The 14047-nt window shown below is 63.4% G+C and carries 15 protein-coding genes and 1 riboswitch; of the genes, 7 read left to right on the top strand and 8 right to left on the bottom strand.

Translation table 11 applies throughout. The features are described from left to right. The first annotated feature begins 309 nt into the window (after window positions 1-309). From EN808_RS23695 to EN808_RS23680, 4 genes are all read left to right on the top strand, one after another. On the top strand, window positions 310-1920 hold the full coding sequence (locus tag EN808_RS23695) for a phosphoenolpyruvate carboxykinase (RefSeq protein WP_135917027.1): 1611 nt from the start codon (window positions 310-312) through the stop codon (window positions 1918-1920). Window positions 1921-2017: 97 nt separating this feature from the next. After that, window positions 2018-2455, top strand: coding sequence for an alternative ribosome rescue aminoacyl-tRNA hydrolase ArfB (gene arfB, locus EN808_RS23690; RefSeq protein ID WP_127275655.1), 438 nt, complete (start codon window positions 2018-2020; stop codon window positions 2453-2455). A 169-nt stretch (window positions 2456-2624) separates the two neighbouring features. Continuing rightward, complete coding sequence (locus tag EN808_RS23685; RefSeq protein WP_127275656.1) at window positions 2625-3254, top strand: alpha-ketoglutarate-dependent dioxygenase AlkB; 630 nt, start codon at window positions 2625-2627, stop codon at window positions 3252-3254. 55 nt (window positions 3255-3309) lie between these two features. Further along, on the top strand, window positions 3310-4533 hold the full coding sequence (locus EN808_RS23680) for a glycosyltransferase family 87 protein (protein ID WP_245521005.1): 1224 nt from the start codon (window positions 3310-3312) through the stop codon (window positions 4531-4533). Window positions 4534-4629: 96 nt separating this feature from the next. On the opposite strand, the gene EN808_RS23675 is transcribed toward EN808_RS23680, so the two are convergent. The 8 genes from EN808_RS23675 to EN808_RS23640 all read right to left on the bottom strand — a co-directional run bounded on the left by EN808_RS23675 (window position 4630) and on the right by EN808_RS23640 (window position 12428). Beyond that, the gene (locus EN808_RS23675; protein WP_167531525.1) at window positions 4630-6114 is read right to left on the bottom strand and encodes a nucleotidyltransferase family protein; all 1485 of its coding nucleotides are present in this window, start codon (window positions 6112-6114) and stop codon (window positions 4630-4632) included. Then, window positions 6114-6791, bottom strand: coding sequence for a glycosyltransferase family A protein (locus EN808_RS23670; protein ID WP_135862493.1), 678 nt, complete (start codon window positions 6789-6791; stop codon window positions 6114-6116). Before EN808_RS23670 ends, EN808_RS23675 begins: the two co-directional genes overlap by 1 nt. Beyond that, window positions 6791-7543: a glycosyltransferase gene (locus tag EN808_RS23665; protein WP_135862491.1), complete on the bottom strand. Its 753-nt coding sequence runs from the start codon at window positions 7541-7543 to the stop codon at window positions 6791-6793. Before EN808_RS23665 ends, EN808_RS23670 begins: the two co-directional genes overlap by 1 nt. A gap of 55 nt (window positions 7544-7598) precedes the next feature. After that, window positions 7599-8351 (bottom strand): glycosyltransferase family A protein, encoded by a 753-nt coding sequence (locus EN808_RS23660; RefSeq protein ID WP_189343549.1) that lies wholly within the window; start codon window positions 8349-8351, stop codon window positions 7599-7601. Then, window positions 8348-9397 carry a serine kinase gene (locus EN808_RS23655; protein WP_135882775.1) on the bottom strand — a complete coding sequence of 350 codons (1050 nt, stop codon included), beginning with the start codon at window positions 9395-9397 and terminating at the stop codon, window positions 8348-8350. The genes EN808_RS23660 and EN808_RS23655 overlap by 4 nt, the downstream gene beginning before the upstream one ends. Before the next feature lie 33 nt (window positions 9398-9430). Then, window positions 9431-9862 (bottom strand): PqqD family protein, encoded by a 432-nt coding sequence (locus EN808_RS23650; protein ID WP_135882776.1) that lies wholly within the window; start codon window positions 9860-9862, stop codon window positions 9431-9433. Between the two features lie 140 nt (window positions 9863-10002). Beyond that, entirely contained in the window at window positions 10003-11103 is a 1101-nt protein-coding gene (locus EN808_RS23645; protein WP_127275663.1) for a hybrid-cluster NAD(P)-dependent oxidoreductase, read from the bottom strand. Between the two features lie 77 nt (window positions 11104-11180). Then, window positions 11181-12428, bottom strand: coding sequence for an aromatic ring-hydroxylating dioxygenase subunit alpha (locus EN808_RS23640; protein WP_135917026.1), 1248 nt, complete (start codon window positions 12426-12428; stop codon window positions 11181-11183). A 114-nt stretch (window positions 12429-12542) separates the two neighbouring features. Next, a riboswitch (cobalamin riboswitch) is annotated at window positions 12543-12745 on the bottom strand. A 493-nt stretch (window positions 12746-13238) separates the two neighbouring features. Here EN808_RS23640 and EN808_RS23635 point away from each other — a divergent pair. From EN808_RS23635 to EN808_RS23625, 3 genes are all read left to right on the top strand, one after another. Continuing rightward, entirely contained in the window at window positions 13239-13439 is a 201-nt protein-coding gene (locus EN808_RS23635) for a DUF680 domain-containing protein (protein ID WP_127275665.1), read from the top strand. 73 nt (window positions 13440-13512) lie between these two features. Further along, window positions 13513-13719: a DUF680 domain-containing protein gene (locus tag EN808_RS23630; protein WP_127275666.1), complete on the top strand. Its 207-nt coding sequence runs from the start codon at window positions 13513-13515 to the stop codon at window positions 13717-13719. 63 nt (window positions 13720-13782) lie between these two features. Continuing rightward, window positions 13783-14031, top strand: coding sequence for a DUF680 domain-containing protein (locus EN808_RS23625; protein WP_127275667.1), 249 nt, complete (start codon window positions 13783-13785; stop codon window positions 14029-14031). The last annotated feature ends 16 nt before the right edge of the window (window positions 14032-14047 follow it).

Below are 14047 nucleotides of genomic sequence, written 5' to 3'. Positions count from 1 at the left end.
TAGAGAAGGGGCTTTTGCAGGACAAATTAGGTACAAAATGTGGCGTAGGCCTTGTCCGCTGTCACGAGCAAGGGTGCCGCCGGCCACAATTCAACCTCGACACGGATTGGACGAACGAACATCGCCAATCCTTTGGGCAACCACGAAACTTTTCGCATATATAAACGATTTAAACAACTTTCAAAATATTTAAATCGATTAATGATTTGATATCATTTGGCTTTTCTGGTTCTGACCATGCTGGCCTGCTTGGCGGGTGTGCCGGAAATACGCCGGCAAAGATGCGGCAAATCTTGAGAAAGGTCTCCAATGTCGGAAATCGGCAAACGCAATCGTGCCTGCGCGATCGATCGTATCGGTCTGAAAACCTCCGGCATGGTGCGCTACAATTTCGGCGCGGCCGCCCTCTATGAGGAAGCGATCCGGCGCGGCGAAGCCCGGCTGACCGCCCATGGCGCGCTCGTCGCCGAGACCGGCCAGCACACTGGCCGCTCGCCCAAGGACAAGTTCGTCGTTCGCGACGGCGCCACCGAGCCGCATGTCTGGTGGGACAACAACAAGGCGATCTCGCCGGCTCAATTCGACGTTTTGCTCGCCGATTTCCAGGCCCACGCCGAGGACAAGGATCTCTATGTACAGGATCTGGTCGGCGGCGCCGACGAGGAGCTCAAGCTGCCCACCAGGGTGATCACCGAATTTGCCTGGCACTCGCTGTTCATCCGCAACCTGCTCATCCGTCCCGACGCGGCCGAACTCGAACAGTTCGTGCCCGGCATGACGATCATCGACCTGCCGTCCTTCCGCGCCGATCCCGCCCGCCATGGCAGCCGCACCGAAACGGTGATCGCCGTCGACCTGACCCGCATGATCGTGCTGATCGGCGGCACCTCCTACGCCGGCGAGATGAAGAAGTCGGTGTTCACCATGCTCAACTACCTCCTGCCGGAGAAGGGCGTGATGCCGATGCACTGCTCGGCCAATGAAGGACCGGCCGGCGATGCCGCCATCTTCTTCGGCCTGTCGGGCACCGGCAAGACGACGCTGTCGGCCGATCCGTCCCGCACATTGATCGGCGACGACGAGCATGGCTGGGGCCCGCACGGCATCTTCAATTTCGAAGGCGGCTGCTACGCCAAGACGATCAAGCTGTCGGTGGAAGCCGAGCCGGAGATCTTCGCCACCACGCAACGCTTTGGCACGGTGCTGGAAAATGTCGTGCTAGATGCCGACGCAGTGCCGGATTTCAATGACGGCAGGCTCACCGAAAACACACGCTGTGCCTATCCGCTCGACTTCATCCCCAACGCCTCGAAGACCGGGCGCGCCAGTCATCCGAAGAACATCATCATGCTGACCGCCGACGCTTTCGGCGTGATGCCGCCGATCGCCCGGCTGACGCCGGCGCAGGCCATGTATCATTTCCTCTCCGGCTACACGGCCAAGGTCGCCGGAACCGAAAAAGGCGTCACCGAGCCCGAGGCGACCTTCTCGACCTGTTTCGGCGCGCCCTTCATGCCGCGCCATCCGTCGGAATATGGCAACCTTCTGCGCGAACTGATTGCCCGCCATGGCGCCGATTGCTGGCTGGTCAACACCGGCTGGACCGGCGGCGCGCATGGCACCGGCAAGCGTATGCCGATCAAGGCGACGCGCGCGCTGCTCGCTGCCGCCCTCGACGGCTCGCTGAAGGCAGGCGCTTTCCGCACCGACGCCAATTTCGGCTTCGAGGTGCCGGTGGCGGTGCCGGGCGTCGACAGCGCCATTCTCGACCCGCGCTCAACCTGGGCGGACAAGGCGGCCTACGACCGGCAGGCGGCAAGGCTGGTCAGCATGTTCGCCGTCAATTTCGAGAAATTCGAAAGCCATGTCGACGCCGTGGTGCTGGGGGCAGCACCTCGCATGCAGGAAGCGGCGGAGTAATCGCCAAGCCGCTCAGCATCATTGCCGCGTGGCACCAGTGAAGGCCCGGTTTCGATCGGGCCTTTTCTTTTTCGGTCCGCCGCGCCATGACTGCGGCATGCCGATCGACGACGACATCATCATCTCAGGCGAGGCCGTGATCCACCCGGGCGACTTGCACGAGGATTTCATCCGCTCGTCCGGTCCCGGCGGCCAGAACGTCAACAAGGTGGCGACGGCGGTGCAGCTTCGCTTCGACGCGCAGAACGCCGAGGGCCTGTCGGACCGTGTGCGCGAGCGGACCATAAAACTTGCCGGCCAGCGCGCCACCAAGGACGGTGTCATCGTCATCGAGGCCGGACGCTTCCGTACCCAGGAACAGAACCGCGCCGATGCGCGGGCCAGGCTCACGGCACTGGTCGCCAAGGCCGCCGAACCACCGCCGCCGCCGCGCAAGAAGACGCGGCCGTCGAAAGGCGCGGTCGAGCGGCGGCTCAAGACCAAGGCCGGGCGATCGACAGTGAAGAGGCTGCGCGGTCGGGTGGAGAACGATTAAGCAGCACGCCAATCGTGCCCGTCAACCGCCTTTGGCCAATCGGGCAAACGAATTCACCGCGCGTTCTGCCCGGGCAATTTCAGTGAAAAACGACGACGGCTTTCGGGTCGCCCTCTGCCTGTGATGGTGGCATCTTGCGGCTCCGAACATTAGCAAGGTGAACCAGTCCATGCTCGTTCTGCCCAAAGGCGTCCGCCACATGCCGGCCCATCTGTCCCGCGCCGTCCAGGAGACGCTGGTCGAGGAGGTGAGGAGCATCGTCCAGCAAGCGCCGTTGTTCGTGCCGGCCATGCCGCGGACCGGCAAGGAGATGAGCGTGCGCATGACAAATTGCGGTCCGCTCGGTTGGGTCACCGACAAGGAACGCGGCTATCGCTACCAGCCGACGCATCCGCTGACCGGAGAGCCATGGCCGCCTATCCCCGACAGCCTGCTCGACCTGTGGCGGCAGGTGTCGGGCTATCCGAATCCACCGGAGGCCTGCCTGATCAATTTCTACACGCCCGACGCAAAGATGGGCCTGCATCAGGATCGCGACGAGGCCGATTTCTCGGCTCCCGTCGTCTCTGTCTCGCTGGGCGACGACTGTCTGTTCAGGGTCGGCCAGACAACGCGCGATGGCGCTACCAAATCGTTCAGGCTGAAAAGCGGCGATGTCGTCGTGCTTGGCGGCGAGGGCCGTCTTGCCTTCCATGGCGTCGACCGCATCTACCCTTCGACCTCCGCGCTGCTCAAGAACGGCGGCAGGATCAATCTGACGCTGCGGCGGGTGACGAAGCCCGGCGAGACCTCCACATAAGCCGATCTTAACGCGCGTCGCTTATCAAGGCGGACAGGGTCTTGGAAACAGCGCAATGGCACAGGCCGATCAGACTGCCCGCAATCGATCCGATTTCCGTTTCGCGGCACTTGTGCTGTGCACCGGAATCCTGATCGGACTGCGCTACCATCTTGCCTTGTGGACCTTCGACGAGCACGGCTTCTCCGAACTCAGTGACCGGCTGCCTTATTGGGATTTCACCAATCTGTGGGCCGGCGGACGCATGGCGCTCGACGGCCATGTAGCCTGGCTGTTTGACGTCGACAGCTATCGCGCGGCCTTGCGGCGGATGTTTTCGCCCGATCTTCCCAACCAGGAATGGAGCTACCCGCCCAGCATCCTGGTCTTCGGCGTGCCGCTCGCGCTGCTGCCGATCTTTGCGGCCTATTTCATCTGGACTTTCGGCACCGTCTTCTGCCTCTGGCTGGCGGTGCGGCCGCTGAAACTGGGCAAGCTGGCCGAAGCGGCCGTCCTTGTGTGTCCGGCCGTCTTCATCAACGCCATCTTCGGCCAGAACGGTGCCCTGACCACCGCTCTTCTCATTGGCGGACTGGCCGTGGCGCCAAAACGGCCAATCCTGGCCGGGCTGCTGTTCGGTCTGCTGACGATCAAGCCGCATCTGGGCATTCTGGTGCCGTTCTGCCTGCTGGCCAGCGGCAACTGGCGTGCCATCGCCGCAGCGGCTCTGTCATCGGCGGCTCTGTTCATTTTGACCGGGCTCTCACTCGGATTCGACGTCTGGCATCTGTTCTGGACCGAAACCCGCCCCCTGATGACGGCGATCCTGGAGGCACCCTATCCCCAACCCTACCAGGCCAATGCCGCAACCATGTTCTTCCTGGCGCGCGCATGCGGCGCCGGGCTGACAGTGGCCTATGCGATGCAAGCCGCTGCGACCATTGCCGCGATCTGCGCCGCCATCTGGGTCTGGTTGCCACGGCGGCAGGTCGTGCATGGCGAAAGAGTGGTCCTCACCGCCGTGCTGGCAACGGTCGCGACGCCGTACGGCTACAGCTACGACACCGTCGGTCTCGCCGTTGCCGTCGCCTACCTGTTTTCGAGGCGCGCCAGCATGCCCCGGATTTTCCTGGCGCTCGTCTGGCTCTATCCTGCCATCGCTCATCTGGTGAACGGCATCGGGCTTGGCATCGGCGTGTTGGTGCCCTTGTCGCTGTCGGCATGGATGCTTGCCGACATAAGGGCTCGCGAACGCGTGACCTCGACGATAGCTGACGGCCGGATATCATCGCCACGGTGAACCATTGCCGTGCCCTCGGCTCTCTTCCGCGGGGTGTCCATCGGGCTCGATCCGCTCGTGCCGCCATCGCGACCCTGGCGGGTGAACTCCGATATCTCAGCGCAGCGGCGAAAAGGTCGCCGAGACCAGATGGAAAGGCAATGCGCCATAGGCGGCGACCGTCGCCTGGTCATCCCATTGGCGGAATTGCCGCGACGGCCGCGCCTCCAGCGTCAGGGCATGCTGCCGGCCGTCGACTGTAACCTTGCCGCGAAAGCGCAGCACCCTTTCCCCACCGGACCGGCTGATGGCCATCGCACGCAGACGCGCGACGTGGTCGTCACCCCGGTTGATCTCCATTTCGATACGGCGCCGGACCGGCGGAACGCTGATCCTGACCGTGATGTCCAGCATCATCTCCCCTGCCGTCGGCGGGCAAGGTATGGTCTGCGAGAACACCAGGGGCGACGGTGCTTCCGGCTGCTCGCGGCGGGCCGGCCCGTCGCGCCATGCTTTTCCGCGCCATGCCCTGGCGGGCGGCTCCTGCCGAAGCCGGCCGCTCTTGCGTCGCAGACGCAACTGCTTGGCAAAGCCGCGCGACAACCAGACCAGCCTGCCGAAGTCGGTCCGTGGCTTGGCTTGCAGCATGGCCGACCAGCGCGAAAGGCCTGTACGGTCGGCCATCTCAAGCAGGCGCGCCAGCACCCTGTCCGGCGCCGCCACGCCTATTTCGAGCGCGAGGTAGGAGAGCGCCACCGCTGCGGCAACGGCAAGGCCACGCCTGGCGACAACGTCGAGGAACACGTCCCAGTCGACGTCGCCGACGCGAATGGCTACCGCGCAATCGACCAGCCAATCGCTGTGCGTGTGGGCGTCGAGCCCGCCATGCGCGATGGCCAGCGCGATGCGGTCCGCCGGCGACGGCACCAGCACGCCGACACCACTGAATTCGGCCGCCGCCGCCCGCCGCCAGATCGCCTGGTCGTCCTCGTCGCTTTGCTGGGAACCGTCATAGGCAAGCTGGTGCAGGTCGATGTCGCCATAATTGCCCTTGAAGAAGTTCATCGACCGCAACGACGCCAGTCTTGTCCTCAGATATTGCGGGCTCACCCCGGTGGCGATCTGCCAGTCGCGGTCGCGCAGCACGTCGAACGCCGTTCCCATGTCCTGCGGCCGCACCAATATGTCGATGTCGTGCGCCACCCGGCCACGCTGCGCCGACGCGTCCAAGGCAATGCGACTGGCGCCCTTGATCAGCATCACAAGGCATCCGGCGTCCGTCATCGCCTGCAGCGCCGGTTCGGCCTCGCGCATCGCCATGCGCGACTTGGTCCACAGCATCTTTTGCAGACCGACAAGACGTGGATAGGCGGAATGGCCGGCCAATTTCCGGCCGAACCGGTCGCAGATGGCGGCAAGCAGCCGATGCTCCCTGAAGGAGACGAGATCGATGTCGTTGGCGCTCAGCCACTCCATCGCGCAACCGGCGGCCGCGTCGTCGTCGGCAAGAAGCGCGGCCTTGAGCAACTGGTCGAGCCCGCCCGTCGGCCAGGGCCAGCCATAGTCCGGGAAACGGCGGCTGATGCGGCGGATGCGCGCCATCAGCCCGCGCCGGTCTTGTTTCGGACCCGTCGGAGCATGGCCAGCCGCGCCACTTCGAGATAGCCGCGGTCGCGCGTCGCATCGCGTCCGTACGACAGGCTGCCGGGCCTGATGCGGCGCAGCGCCAACACCTCTTCCATCATGTCGAAGGCAAGGCCCGCCTCGCGTGCCCGCGCGATCCAGTCGATCATTTCGCCGCGACCGCCCGGCGGATCGACAACCGGACCGACGGTCTCGGCGACCTCGCGCCGGATCAGCATCGTGGTCCGCGACCAGCCGGGCACGACCGCATCCTCGGGTGCATCGGGCCGGTCATTGCGGAAGTTTCGCAAATGGCAGAAGACGCCCGATGTGCCGGGCAATCCTCGCAGATATGCAAGCTGATCCTCGATCTTGGTCGGCAGCCAAAGGTCGTCGGCGTCGAGCGTCGCGATGAACGGCGTCGACAGCGCGGCGATGCCTCTGGTCGTGGCGCTGCCCGGTCCGGCATTTGCCTGGCGCAGCAATTGCAGCGGCAGGTCCGTTCCGCCGATCGCCGCGGCGAGATCGTCGGTTGATCCGTCGTCGACGATCACCACCAGGTCCGGCCGCACCGTCTGCGCCGCAACCGATCGCAGCGTCTCGGCGATGGTGCCGCTGGCGTTGAAGGCCGGTATGACGACGCCGTATCCGTCCATCACAGGGCACGCCAATCTGACAGTTTGTCGAGCTCGAAGATCCCTTCGATCGGCCGCAGCGACGGGTCGGCCTTGCGCCGCTTCATGGATTTGTAGATAGCGCGCAGGAATTCCCGCGACTGGACGTCCTCTTGCCTCGTCATGTTGCCCGCATGCCGTCTGTAATAGAGCGCGACCGTGTCGGGAAGCACGTATCTGGGGCCGATCTCAAAACCGCGCAGCAGGTAGTCGGTATCTTCGGCCTGGACGAAATCCTCGTCGAAATCGCCTATCCGCGCGACGAGGCGGCGCGCGAAGATCGCCGCCGACAGGTGAATGCCGCGAACCGTGATGCTGTTGCTGTCCGCCATGGGCTCCAAGGTCCCATCATCGATTTTGTCGACCAGCATCATCCTCGAATAGGTCAGGTCGAGATCGGGATTCTTCCGGAAAAGCTCGACATCGGCTCCGAAGCGCCCCGCTGGCGAGATGTCGTCCGAATCGAGGAACGACACCAGTTCCGCCTCGGGCTTGAGCTGCCTGAGCCCGCTGTTGCGCGCTCGGGTCACCCCCATGTTTTCTTGCCGGAACAGCCGGATGCAGGAATGATCATCCATCATCGCGCGCACGGCCTCGACCGAGCCGTCGGTCGAACCGTCGTCGATGACGATGATGTCGAGATCGGCGGCATCGCCTTGCCTGAGCAGCGAGCGCAGCGCGGCGCCGACATAGGCCTCGCGATTGTAGACCGGCATGATCACGCTCAGCCTCATCCTCGGCCTCGCGGCCGCTGCTGCACCACCCGTTTTGATCGCGAGATATCCCGCATCAAAACAGCCGCCAGTCGGGCGTGCTCTTGAGCTCGAAAATGCGGGGAATCTCACGCAGGGACGGGTCGGCCCTGCGTCGCCGGGTCGAATTGTGGATCGCCCGCATGTGGTCGCGGAGCCGGCCCTCGCGCTTCCGGGTGATATTGCCGGCGTGGCGCCTGTAGTAGATCGCGACGGTCTCCAGAAGACGGTAATTCGGACCCGTTTCGAAGATGCGCAGCAGATAGTCAGTGTCCTCGCACTGGTCGAATTCCTCGTCGAAACAGCCTATGCGATCGACAAGCGCCCGGCTGAACAGTCCGGTGCTCATTGAAATGCCGCGCAGCGTTACAGTGCGGCTGCCCGCTACCGGCTCCATCGTGTCATCGTCTATCTGCTCGGCCAGGGTCATCAGGGAGTAGGTCAGGTCAAGGCCCGGGTCGGCCTCGTAGCAAGCCAGATCCGCCTTGAAGCGCCCGGCAAGCGAGATGTCGTCGGAATCGAGGAACGACACAAATCCGGCATCCGGCGGCAACTGTCTCAGCCCGGCATTGCGCGCCCTCGCGACACCCATATTGGGTTGCAGAAACAGGCGGATGCAGGGCGCCTCGCGCATCGTCGACCGTACTGCCTCCACCGAGGCGTCCGTGGAGCCATCGTCGATGACGATGATGTCGAAGTCGGCGTCAGCGCGCTGCCTGATCAACGAGCGCAGCGCCGGGACGACGTAGCGCTCGCGATTGTACACAGGCATGATCACGCTGAGCTTCACCGGGCGCCTCGTGTCAGGACGTCCTCGATCGTGCCGGCGATCTCCGCCGGGTCGGTGCCGAGGGACAAACGAAAGCACGGCAGGCGGCGCGTCAATTCGCTGAAGAAGCGAAAGCCGCTTTCGCGTTCGCCCGGCATCTGTGCGATGCCGGACGGCGCCAAGGCAATCATGGCATCCCTGCGCGACACCGGCATGATCGAACTTGCTCCGCCACCGCTAATATGTGGCACCATCAGCGCAACGATGTCCAGCATGGCGGGTACCGGCCTGGGCGCGATGTCATCGACGTGAAACATGTGCTTGCCCTGCCAGTTCAGCGGGCCTTGCGCCGTTAGCCGCTTTTGCAGGCCCAGCCGCGTGAAACCTTGCGCGTCCTGCTTCAAGGTCGAGAAAAGGGGCCGCGCGGTCACGCCTCCGGCGAGATCGATCAGCACATAGTCGTCGCCGACACTGTCTAGTCCGTTGAGCAGGCCGGCGGCGACGGTGCCGGATTTCCCGGCTCCACCCGAGCCGGCAAGGAGGATACCCTTGCCATCGATGCCGAGCGTGCCGGCATGGGTCAGCCGCATGCCGCGTGCGGCATATTCCCAATGCAGGAAGGCGCGCAGCGGTGCCCCCGGCTCCCAAGGCGGAAAGGCATCGGCCGAGGCCATCAGCTGTACGCCAACGCAACGTTGCGGATCGTAGATCTGCCAGAAATCTAGATCGTGGAAATAGTGGCCGCGTAACCCGGCTTCGGCGAGCCGTTTGGCAAAGCCGTGCTCGGTGAAATGCGCGTCGCCCCATCGCGCCGGCTCCGGGATGCCGTCGATGCCGGGATGAGCGATGAAGATGCGGCAGGTGGACGGTTCCGGCTGATCGTGAGCGGCCTCGACAAATGCATGGCTCAGGGCGTCGGCGAGCACACCGTGACCCAGATGCACGGCCAGTTCCAGCCCGGGCAGCCGAACCCGCCGGATGGTCGGATAGCGCGAGGCAGCGCCTTCAGCGGCGGCGATGAGATACCGGGCGTAGTCCGGCAGGGTTTCGAGCGTGACGCGCGGCATCAAGCGCCTTCCATCACGGCTGCGGCCGGCCGATCAGGAAGCCTGCTTGACCGCCGGCCAGCCAAGGGGTTCCTCGACCTCATGGATGGGATCAACGACGATCAGGTCCGCGAGGTCGTCGTGGATGCTGACATTGAGCGGCTCGCTGGTGGCGGCAAGCTCGGCTTGCAATTCGCCCGGCAGTGGCTGCGCCGTCGCTTCAGAACGCACCAGCAAACCCAGTTCGAGCAGCTGCGATATGAAGTGTTCGAGTTCGGCTTGGCTTATTGTCGAGCCGCCCGCGGCCAGCCCGATCAGAGCCTGGGCATCCGCTCCGGACGAAAGCACCTGCCACGCCTTGCTGCCGGAATCGGAGAAGCCGAAATATTTGCCATTGGCAAGGTTGAGCACCACGGCCTCGCCATCGAAGGATTCGAAAACGATATCCCGGCTCGCAACCGCATAGGCATGGGATTCATGCTTCATTGTTGCCCCGCTTTACATCCCTGCCCGCCAGCAGGACCGATTCCACCGACAACGCCTGTAGACTTTCGGTCGTTCCTTGGCAAGGTAACCTTTGCCGGCAAGGCGCCGACATTTCCGGGATCAGACGAAGGACGGGCGGATCAAGCCTCGATTTCCAGCGCCGACAATGGCTTGGAACAACAGGCCAGGATGAAGCCGTCGTCGATCTCATGATCGAGGATGCCGCCATTGTGGCTCATCTCGACGCTGCCGGAGACTTTCTTCACCTTGCAGGTTCCGCACAGGCCGAATTCGCAGGCCGCCGGTATTCGCACGCCCGAGGCGCGCGCGGTCTGCAGCACGGTCTGGCCGGCGACGCAGTCGGCGTCGACATCCGAAAGCGCGAAGCGGATCGGCGTCGCGGCTTCGACGGAAATTGCCGCGCCGTCTTCAGCCGGCGCGGCAAACGGTGCCGGGACTTCGTCCACGGTCGGCGCGGCAAAGCTTTCCTGATGGTACTTTGCCATGTCGAAGCCGGCGGCTTCGAGCATGCCGCGCACGGCGCGCATGAAGGGATCGGGCCCACAGCAGAAGATTTCGCGTTCGCGGAAATCGGGTGCCAGGAGCGGCAGCCGGATGGCGTCGATGCGGCCCATATGGCCGTACCAGCCCTCGCGGCTCGACCGTTCCTCGATCATGAAGCCGAGCGACAGGCCAGGCATGTGGCCCCCGAGCAGTTCGAGTTCCTTGCGGAAGATGATTTCTTCCGGGCGCCGCGCGCAGTTGACGAAACCGACATCGGTCCATGGCGCACAGTCGTTCAGCCAGCGCAGCATCGACATCATCGGCGTCACGCCGGAGCCGGCCGAGACGAACAGATATTTCGCCGCCGGATGGCTGTGCAGTGAAAAGTCGCCGCCCGGTCCATAGGCCTTGACGTGCGAGCCGGGCGCCAGGTGATCGAACATCCAGCGTGTGCCGATGCTGCCCGCCTGCGCCTTCACCGTCACCGCGATCGAGAACGGCCGCGACGGCGACGACGACAGCGTGTAGGTGCGCATCAGCGGCCCATCTGGCGTCGGCAGCTCCAGCGTCACGAACTGGCCCGGCTTGTAGCGGAACCAGGTCTGGTTGTCGGACCGGAAGGTGAAGGTCTTGACGTCGGGCGCCTCATCGCTGACACCGGTCACTTCCAGCACCTGCAGTCTGTCGTTCCAGGGCGCCATCTGGTCGAGATGGCGATAGAGGCCAAGGTCGGTCATCGCATTCATCCCTGCATACCTTTCATTTTGCGCATGTCGTGATCCCAAAACCGCTGCACACTTTTGGGTGACATGCGCTAGGCGACGCTGCGCAGCGCCGGCCGCCCGCCTTCGGCCAGGCGCGGACCGATGAAGCGGGCATACCAGTCGACGAACTGGATGACGCCGCCTTCATGCAGCTCCGAATACGGGCCGGGTTCATAGGCCGGCGACAGGATACCGAAAGCGTTCTCCTCGACGATGCGGCGATCCTGGTCGTTGGTCTCGGTCCAGACATGGGTGAGTTCGGCGAGATCGTAGTCGACACCCTCGACGGCGTCCTTGTGCACCAACCACTTCGTCGTCACCGCCGTTTCGGTTGCGCTGACCGGCAGCACGCGGAAGGTGACGGCATGATCAACGAGGATGTGGTTCCAGGTCGTCGGGTAGTGATAGTGCATCAGCGTGCCGATGCGGTCGGCCGAAACGCTGTCGGACAGGTCCTTCCTCACCGCCCGCTTGCCGGTCATCGTGTAGCTCTGGGCATCGCGCAGCAGCGGCGCGCGGGTGGCGCGGTATTGCCCGGCCGGGTCGATGCGGAATTTGCTGGGCAGGCCAACAGCTTCGCACTTCGCCCAGTGCGCCAGCATCTCCGGATCGCTGTCGGCGCCTTGCACGCCGGTCACGGTCGGTGCTTCCGGGAAGGTCCTGCACAGTTCGGGATGATTGCCCGCGCAATGATAGCATTCGCGGTTGTTTTCCCAAACCAGCTTCCAATTGCCCTTCTCGATGATCGTGCTCTCGAAGGCGATCTTGGCCTCGCTCAGCCGGTGCGGCTTGAGATAGGGCTCGATCATTGCCCGCATCGGCGCGAAGTCGGCCGGCTCCTTGGCTAGGCAGATGAAGACATAGCCGGCGACGCTTTCGCAGGCGACCGGCTTCAGCCCGAACTGGCTCTTGTCGAACCCCTCGGCCATCTGGCGGGCGAACAGCAGACGCCCGTCCAGCTCATAGGTCCACTGGTGATAGGGACAGACCAGTTTGGCGGCCATGCCCTTGTCGCTGTTGCAGACGCGGCTGCCACGATGGCGGCAGGAATTGTGGAAGGCGTTGATCTTGCCCTGCTGATCGCGCACCAGCACGATAGGATAGTCGCCGACCTGCACGGTGATGAAGCTGCCCGGCTTGGGCAATTCGCAATCATGGCCGATGAACAGCCAGTCGCGATACCAGATCAGCTCCATGTCGAGCTTGAAGTAGTCCGGGTCGGTGTAAAAAGGCTGTTCCAGCGAAAAGCCTTGTCTGCGGCTGTTCAAGAGCCTCAGCATGTCGTTGCGCGCGTCCATGTCCTGTCCTCATTTTCAAGGACTGAACTGGTGGTGATTGAGGAAGGACTGGACGCAGATCGGCGCAAAGCCGGACAAACACCATCCGCCTCTTGACCGCCCACCGCGATCAGTCGAGTTCTAGCGATCTCGGGCTGGTTTCCGGGCTCTGGAGTCGTCCTTGCGGACCATCGCGACACCTTCCCAGGCTTTCGCCCAGTGGTCTCCCGTTGCGACTTGAACTCCACCACCGTTGCGGGGGCAGCGCCGGAATCTGACCGGCTTCCCAATTCTCCGCTCCGTCGTCACGCAGCGGCACCTGAGATGCCTGATCTAATCACGACAGGCTTTGCGACATCGGCACGAAAGCGACATCGCATCCATGCGGCGCGACACGCATGCTGGATCGTCATGACAGGGTCGTAGGCGTTGGAATCGCATTCTGTCGCCTGGCGCGCAGGCGCCGTTTTCGCCCCCTTTGCCGGGGGCAAAAGGGTTAACAGTTTCAAAAAGTGACTATTAGCAGATTCTAAAATCGAACCGAACGGTTCGTTTCTGTTGACGGTGCGTGCAGGACGGTGTGAACGCCGAGCCTCCGATACAGTTGGTGATCGGGGTGTCATTTTTAGCTAACTGGTTGATATAACGACAGAAAATAACCGATGTGGAAATCGCTGGTACAATTTCAAGTGGTAGAGTCATGGTCCACGCTGAACAACTTCGTGATTGGAAACAGCAGAGGTGCTCTCCCACATCGGGGCGGTCCGAACGACGCGATTTTAATCCCAAGACACGCCGCTAGACGGACGGAAAAATACTGGAGTACCCAAAATGAAAAAGATTGTTCTCACTGCCGCCGCCCTTCTGGCCATTTCCGGCAGCGCCTTCGCTGGTAGCGACCATTACGGTTCGAACGCCGCCACCCCCGCTGCCACTGTCGACAGCTCGTACACCGCTTCGACCAGCAAGTCGGAGCCGGCTGCTCAGACGCCTGCCCAGGGCGCCGACCACAATCTCTTCGGCAACAACTAACAGCCGATCCCCGGCCTGCGGCGGGGCGACCCTGCCGCGCGGGGTGGATGCCACAAATTCAGGAGTACCTAAAATGAACAAGATCCTCATTGCCGCCGCCGCCGTCCTGGCCCTCTCCGGCAGCGCCTTTGCCGGCAGCGACAACTACGGTTCGAGCGGTGCCAACCAGGCGGCTGTCACGTCGACCGACAACGCGAACACCGCGTCGATCGGCAAGTCGGCTCCGGCCACCGAGGCGCCTGCCCGGCCGGGTAGCGATCGCAACCTCTTCGGCCGTTGACGCCTGTTGCGAGTGGCGGCTTGCCCGCCGCTCGTGGAATTCAAGACATCAGGAGTATTGGAAATGAACAAGATCCTCATTGCTGCCGCCGCCGTTCTGGCCCTCTCCGGCAGCGCTTTCGCCGGCAGTGACAACTATGGCTCCAATGGCGCCAATCAGCCCACTGCATCGTCGACCGTCAATGTCGATACGTCGCATACGGGTTCGGTCCGCAACAGCGACTCACCCATCTACAAGCTGCTCAACTCGTCCGGCGACGTGCAGAAGTCCGCCCCTCACGGCGCAGACCGCAATCTCTTCGGCAACAACTAACCAGCCGTCGTGATGT

The sequence above is a fragment of the Mesorhizobium sp. M8A.F.Ca.ET.165.01.1.1 genome (genome assembly GCF_004792065.1).
Lineage (GTDB): Bacteria > Pseudomonadota > Alphaproteobacteria > Rhizobiales > Rhizobiaceae > Mesorhizobium.
The sequence above is the reverse complement of the archived record's forward strand: the minus strand, read 5'-3'. Positions and strand labels throughout refer to the sequence as shown.

Bases quoted from the DNA above. Each gene is read 5' to 3' on its own strand.
- EN808_RS23695 (WP_135917027.1), top strand. From the start codon at position 310: ATGTCGGAAATCGGCAAACGCAATCGTGCCTGCGCGATCGATCGTATC.
- EN808_RS23665 (WP_135862491.1), bottom strand. From the start codon at position 7,543: ATGAGGCTGAGCGTGATCATGCCGGTCTACAATCGCGAGGCCTATGTC.
- arfB (WP_127275655.1), top strand. From the start codon at position 2,018: ATGCCGATCGACGACGACATCATCATCTCAGGCGAGGCCGTGATCCAC.
- EN808_RS23675 (WP_167531525.1), bottom strand. From the start codon at position 6,114: ATGGCGCGCATCCGCCGCATCAGCCGCCGTTTCCCGGACTATGGCTGG.
- EN808_RS23625 (WP_127275667.1), top strand. From the start codon at position 13,783: ATGAACAAGATCCTCATTGCTGCCGCCGCCGTTCTGGCCCTCTCCGGC.
- EN808_RS23655 (WP_135882775.1), bottom strand. From the start codon at position 9,397: ATGCCGCGCGTCACGCTCGAAACCCTGCCGGACTACGCCCGGTATCTC.
- EN808_RS23650 (WP_135882776.1), bottom strand. From the start codon at position 9,862: ATGAAGCATGAATCCCATGCCTATGCGGTTGCGAGCCGGGATATCGTT.
- EN808_RS23640 (WP_135917026.1), bottom strand. From the start codon at position 12,428: ATGGACGCGCGCAACGACATGCTGAGGCTCTTGAACAGCCGCAGACAA.
- EN808_RS23645 (WP_127275663.1), bottom strand. From the start codon at position 11,103: ATGACCGACCTTGGCCTCTATCGCCATCTCGACCAGATGGCGCCCTGG.
- EN808_RS23635 (WP_127275665.1), top strand. From the start codon at position 13,239: ATGAAAAAGATTGTTCTCACTGCCGCCGCCCTTCTGGCCATTTCCGGC.
- EN808_RS23670 (WP_135862493.1), bottom strand. From the start codon at position 6,791: ATGGACGGATACGGCGTCGTCATACCGGCCTTCAACGCCAGCGGCACC.
- EN808_RS23680 (WP_245521005.1), top strand. From the start codon at position 3,310: ATGGCACAGGCCGATCAGACTGCCCGCAATCGATCCGATTTCCGTTTC.
- EN808_RS23630 (WP_127275666.1), top strand. From the start codon at position 13,513: ATGAACAAGATCCTCATTGCCGCCGCCGCCGTCCTGGCCCTCTCCGGC.
- EN808_RS23685 (WP_127275656.1), top strand. From the start codon at position 2,625: ATGCTCGTTCTGCCCAAAGGCGTCCGCCACATGCCGGCCCATCTGTCC.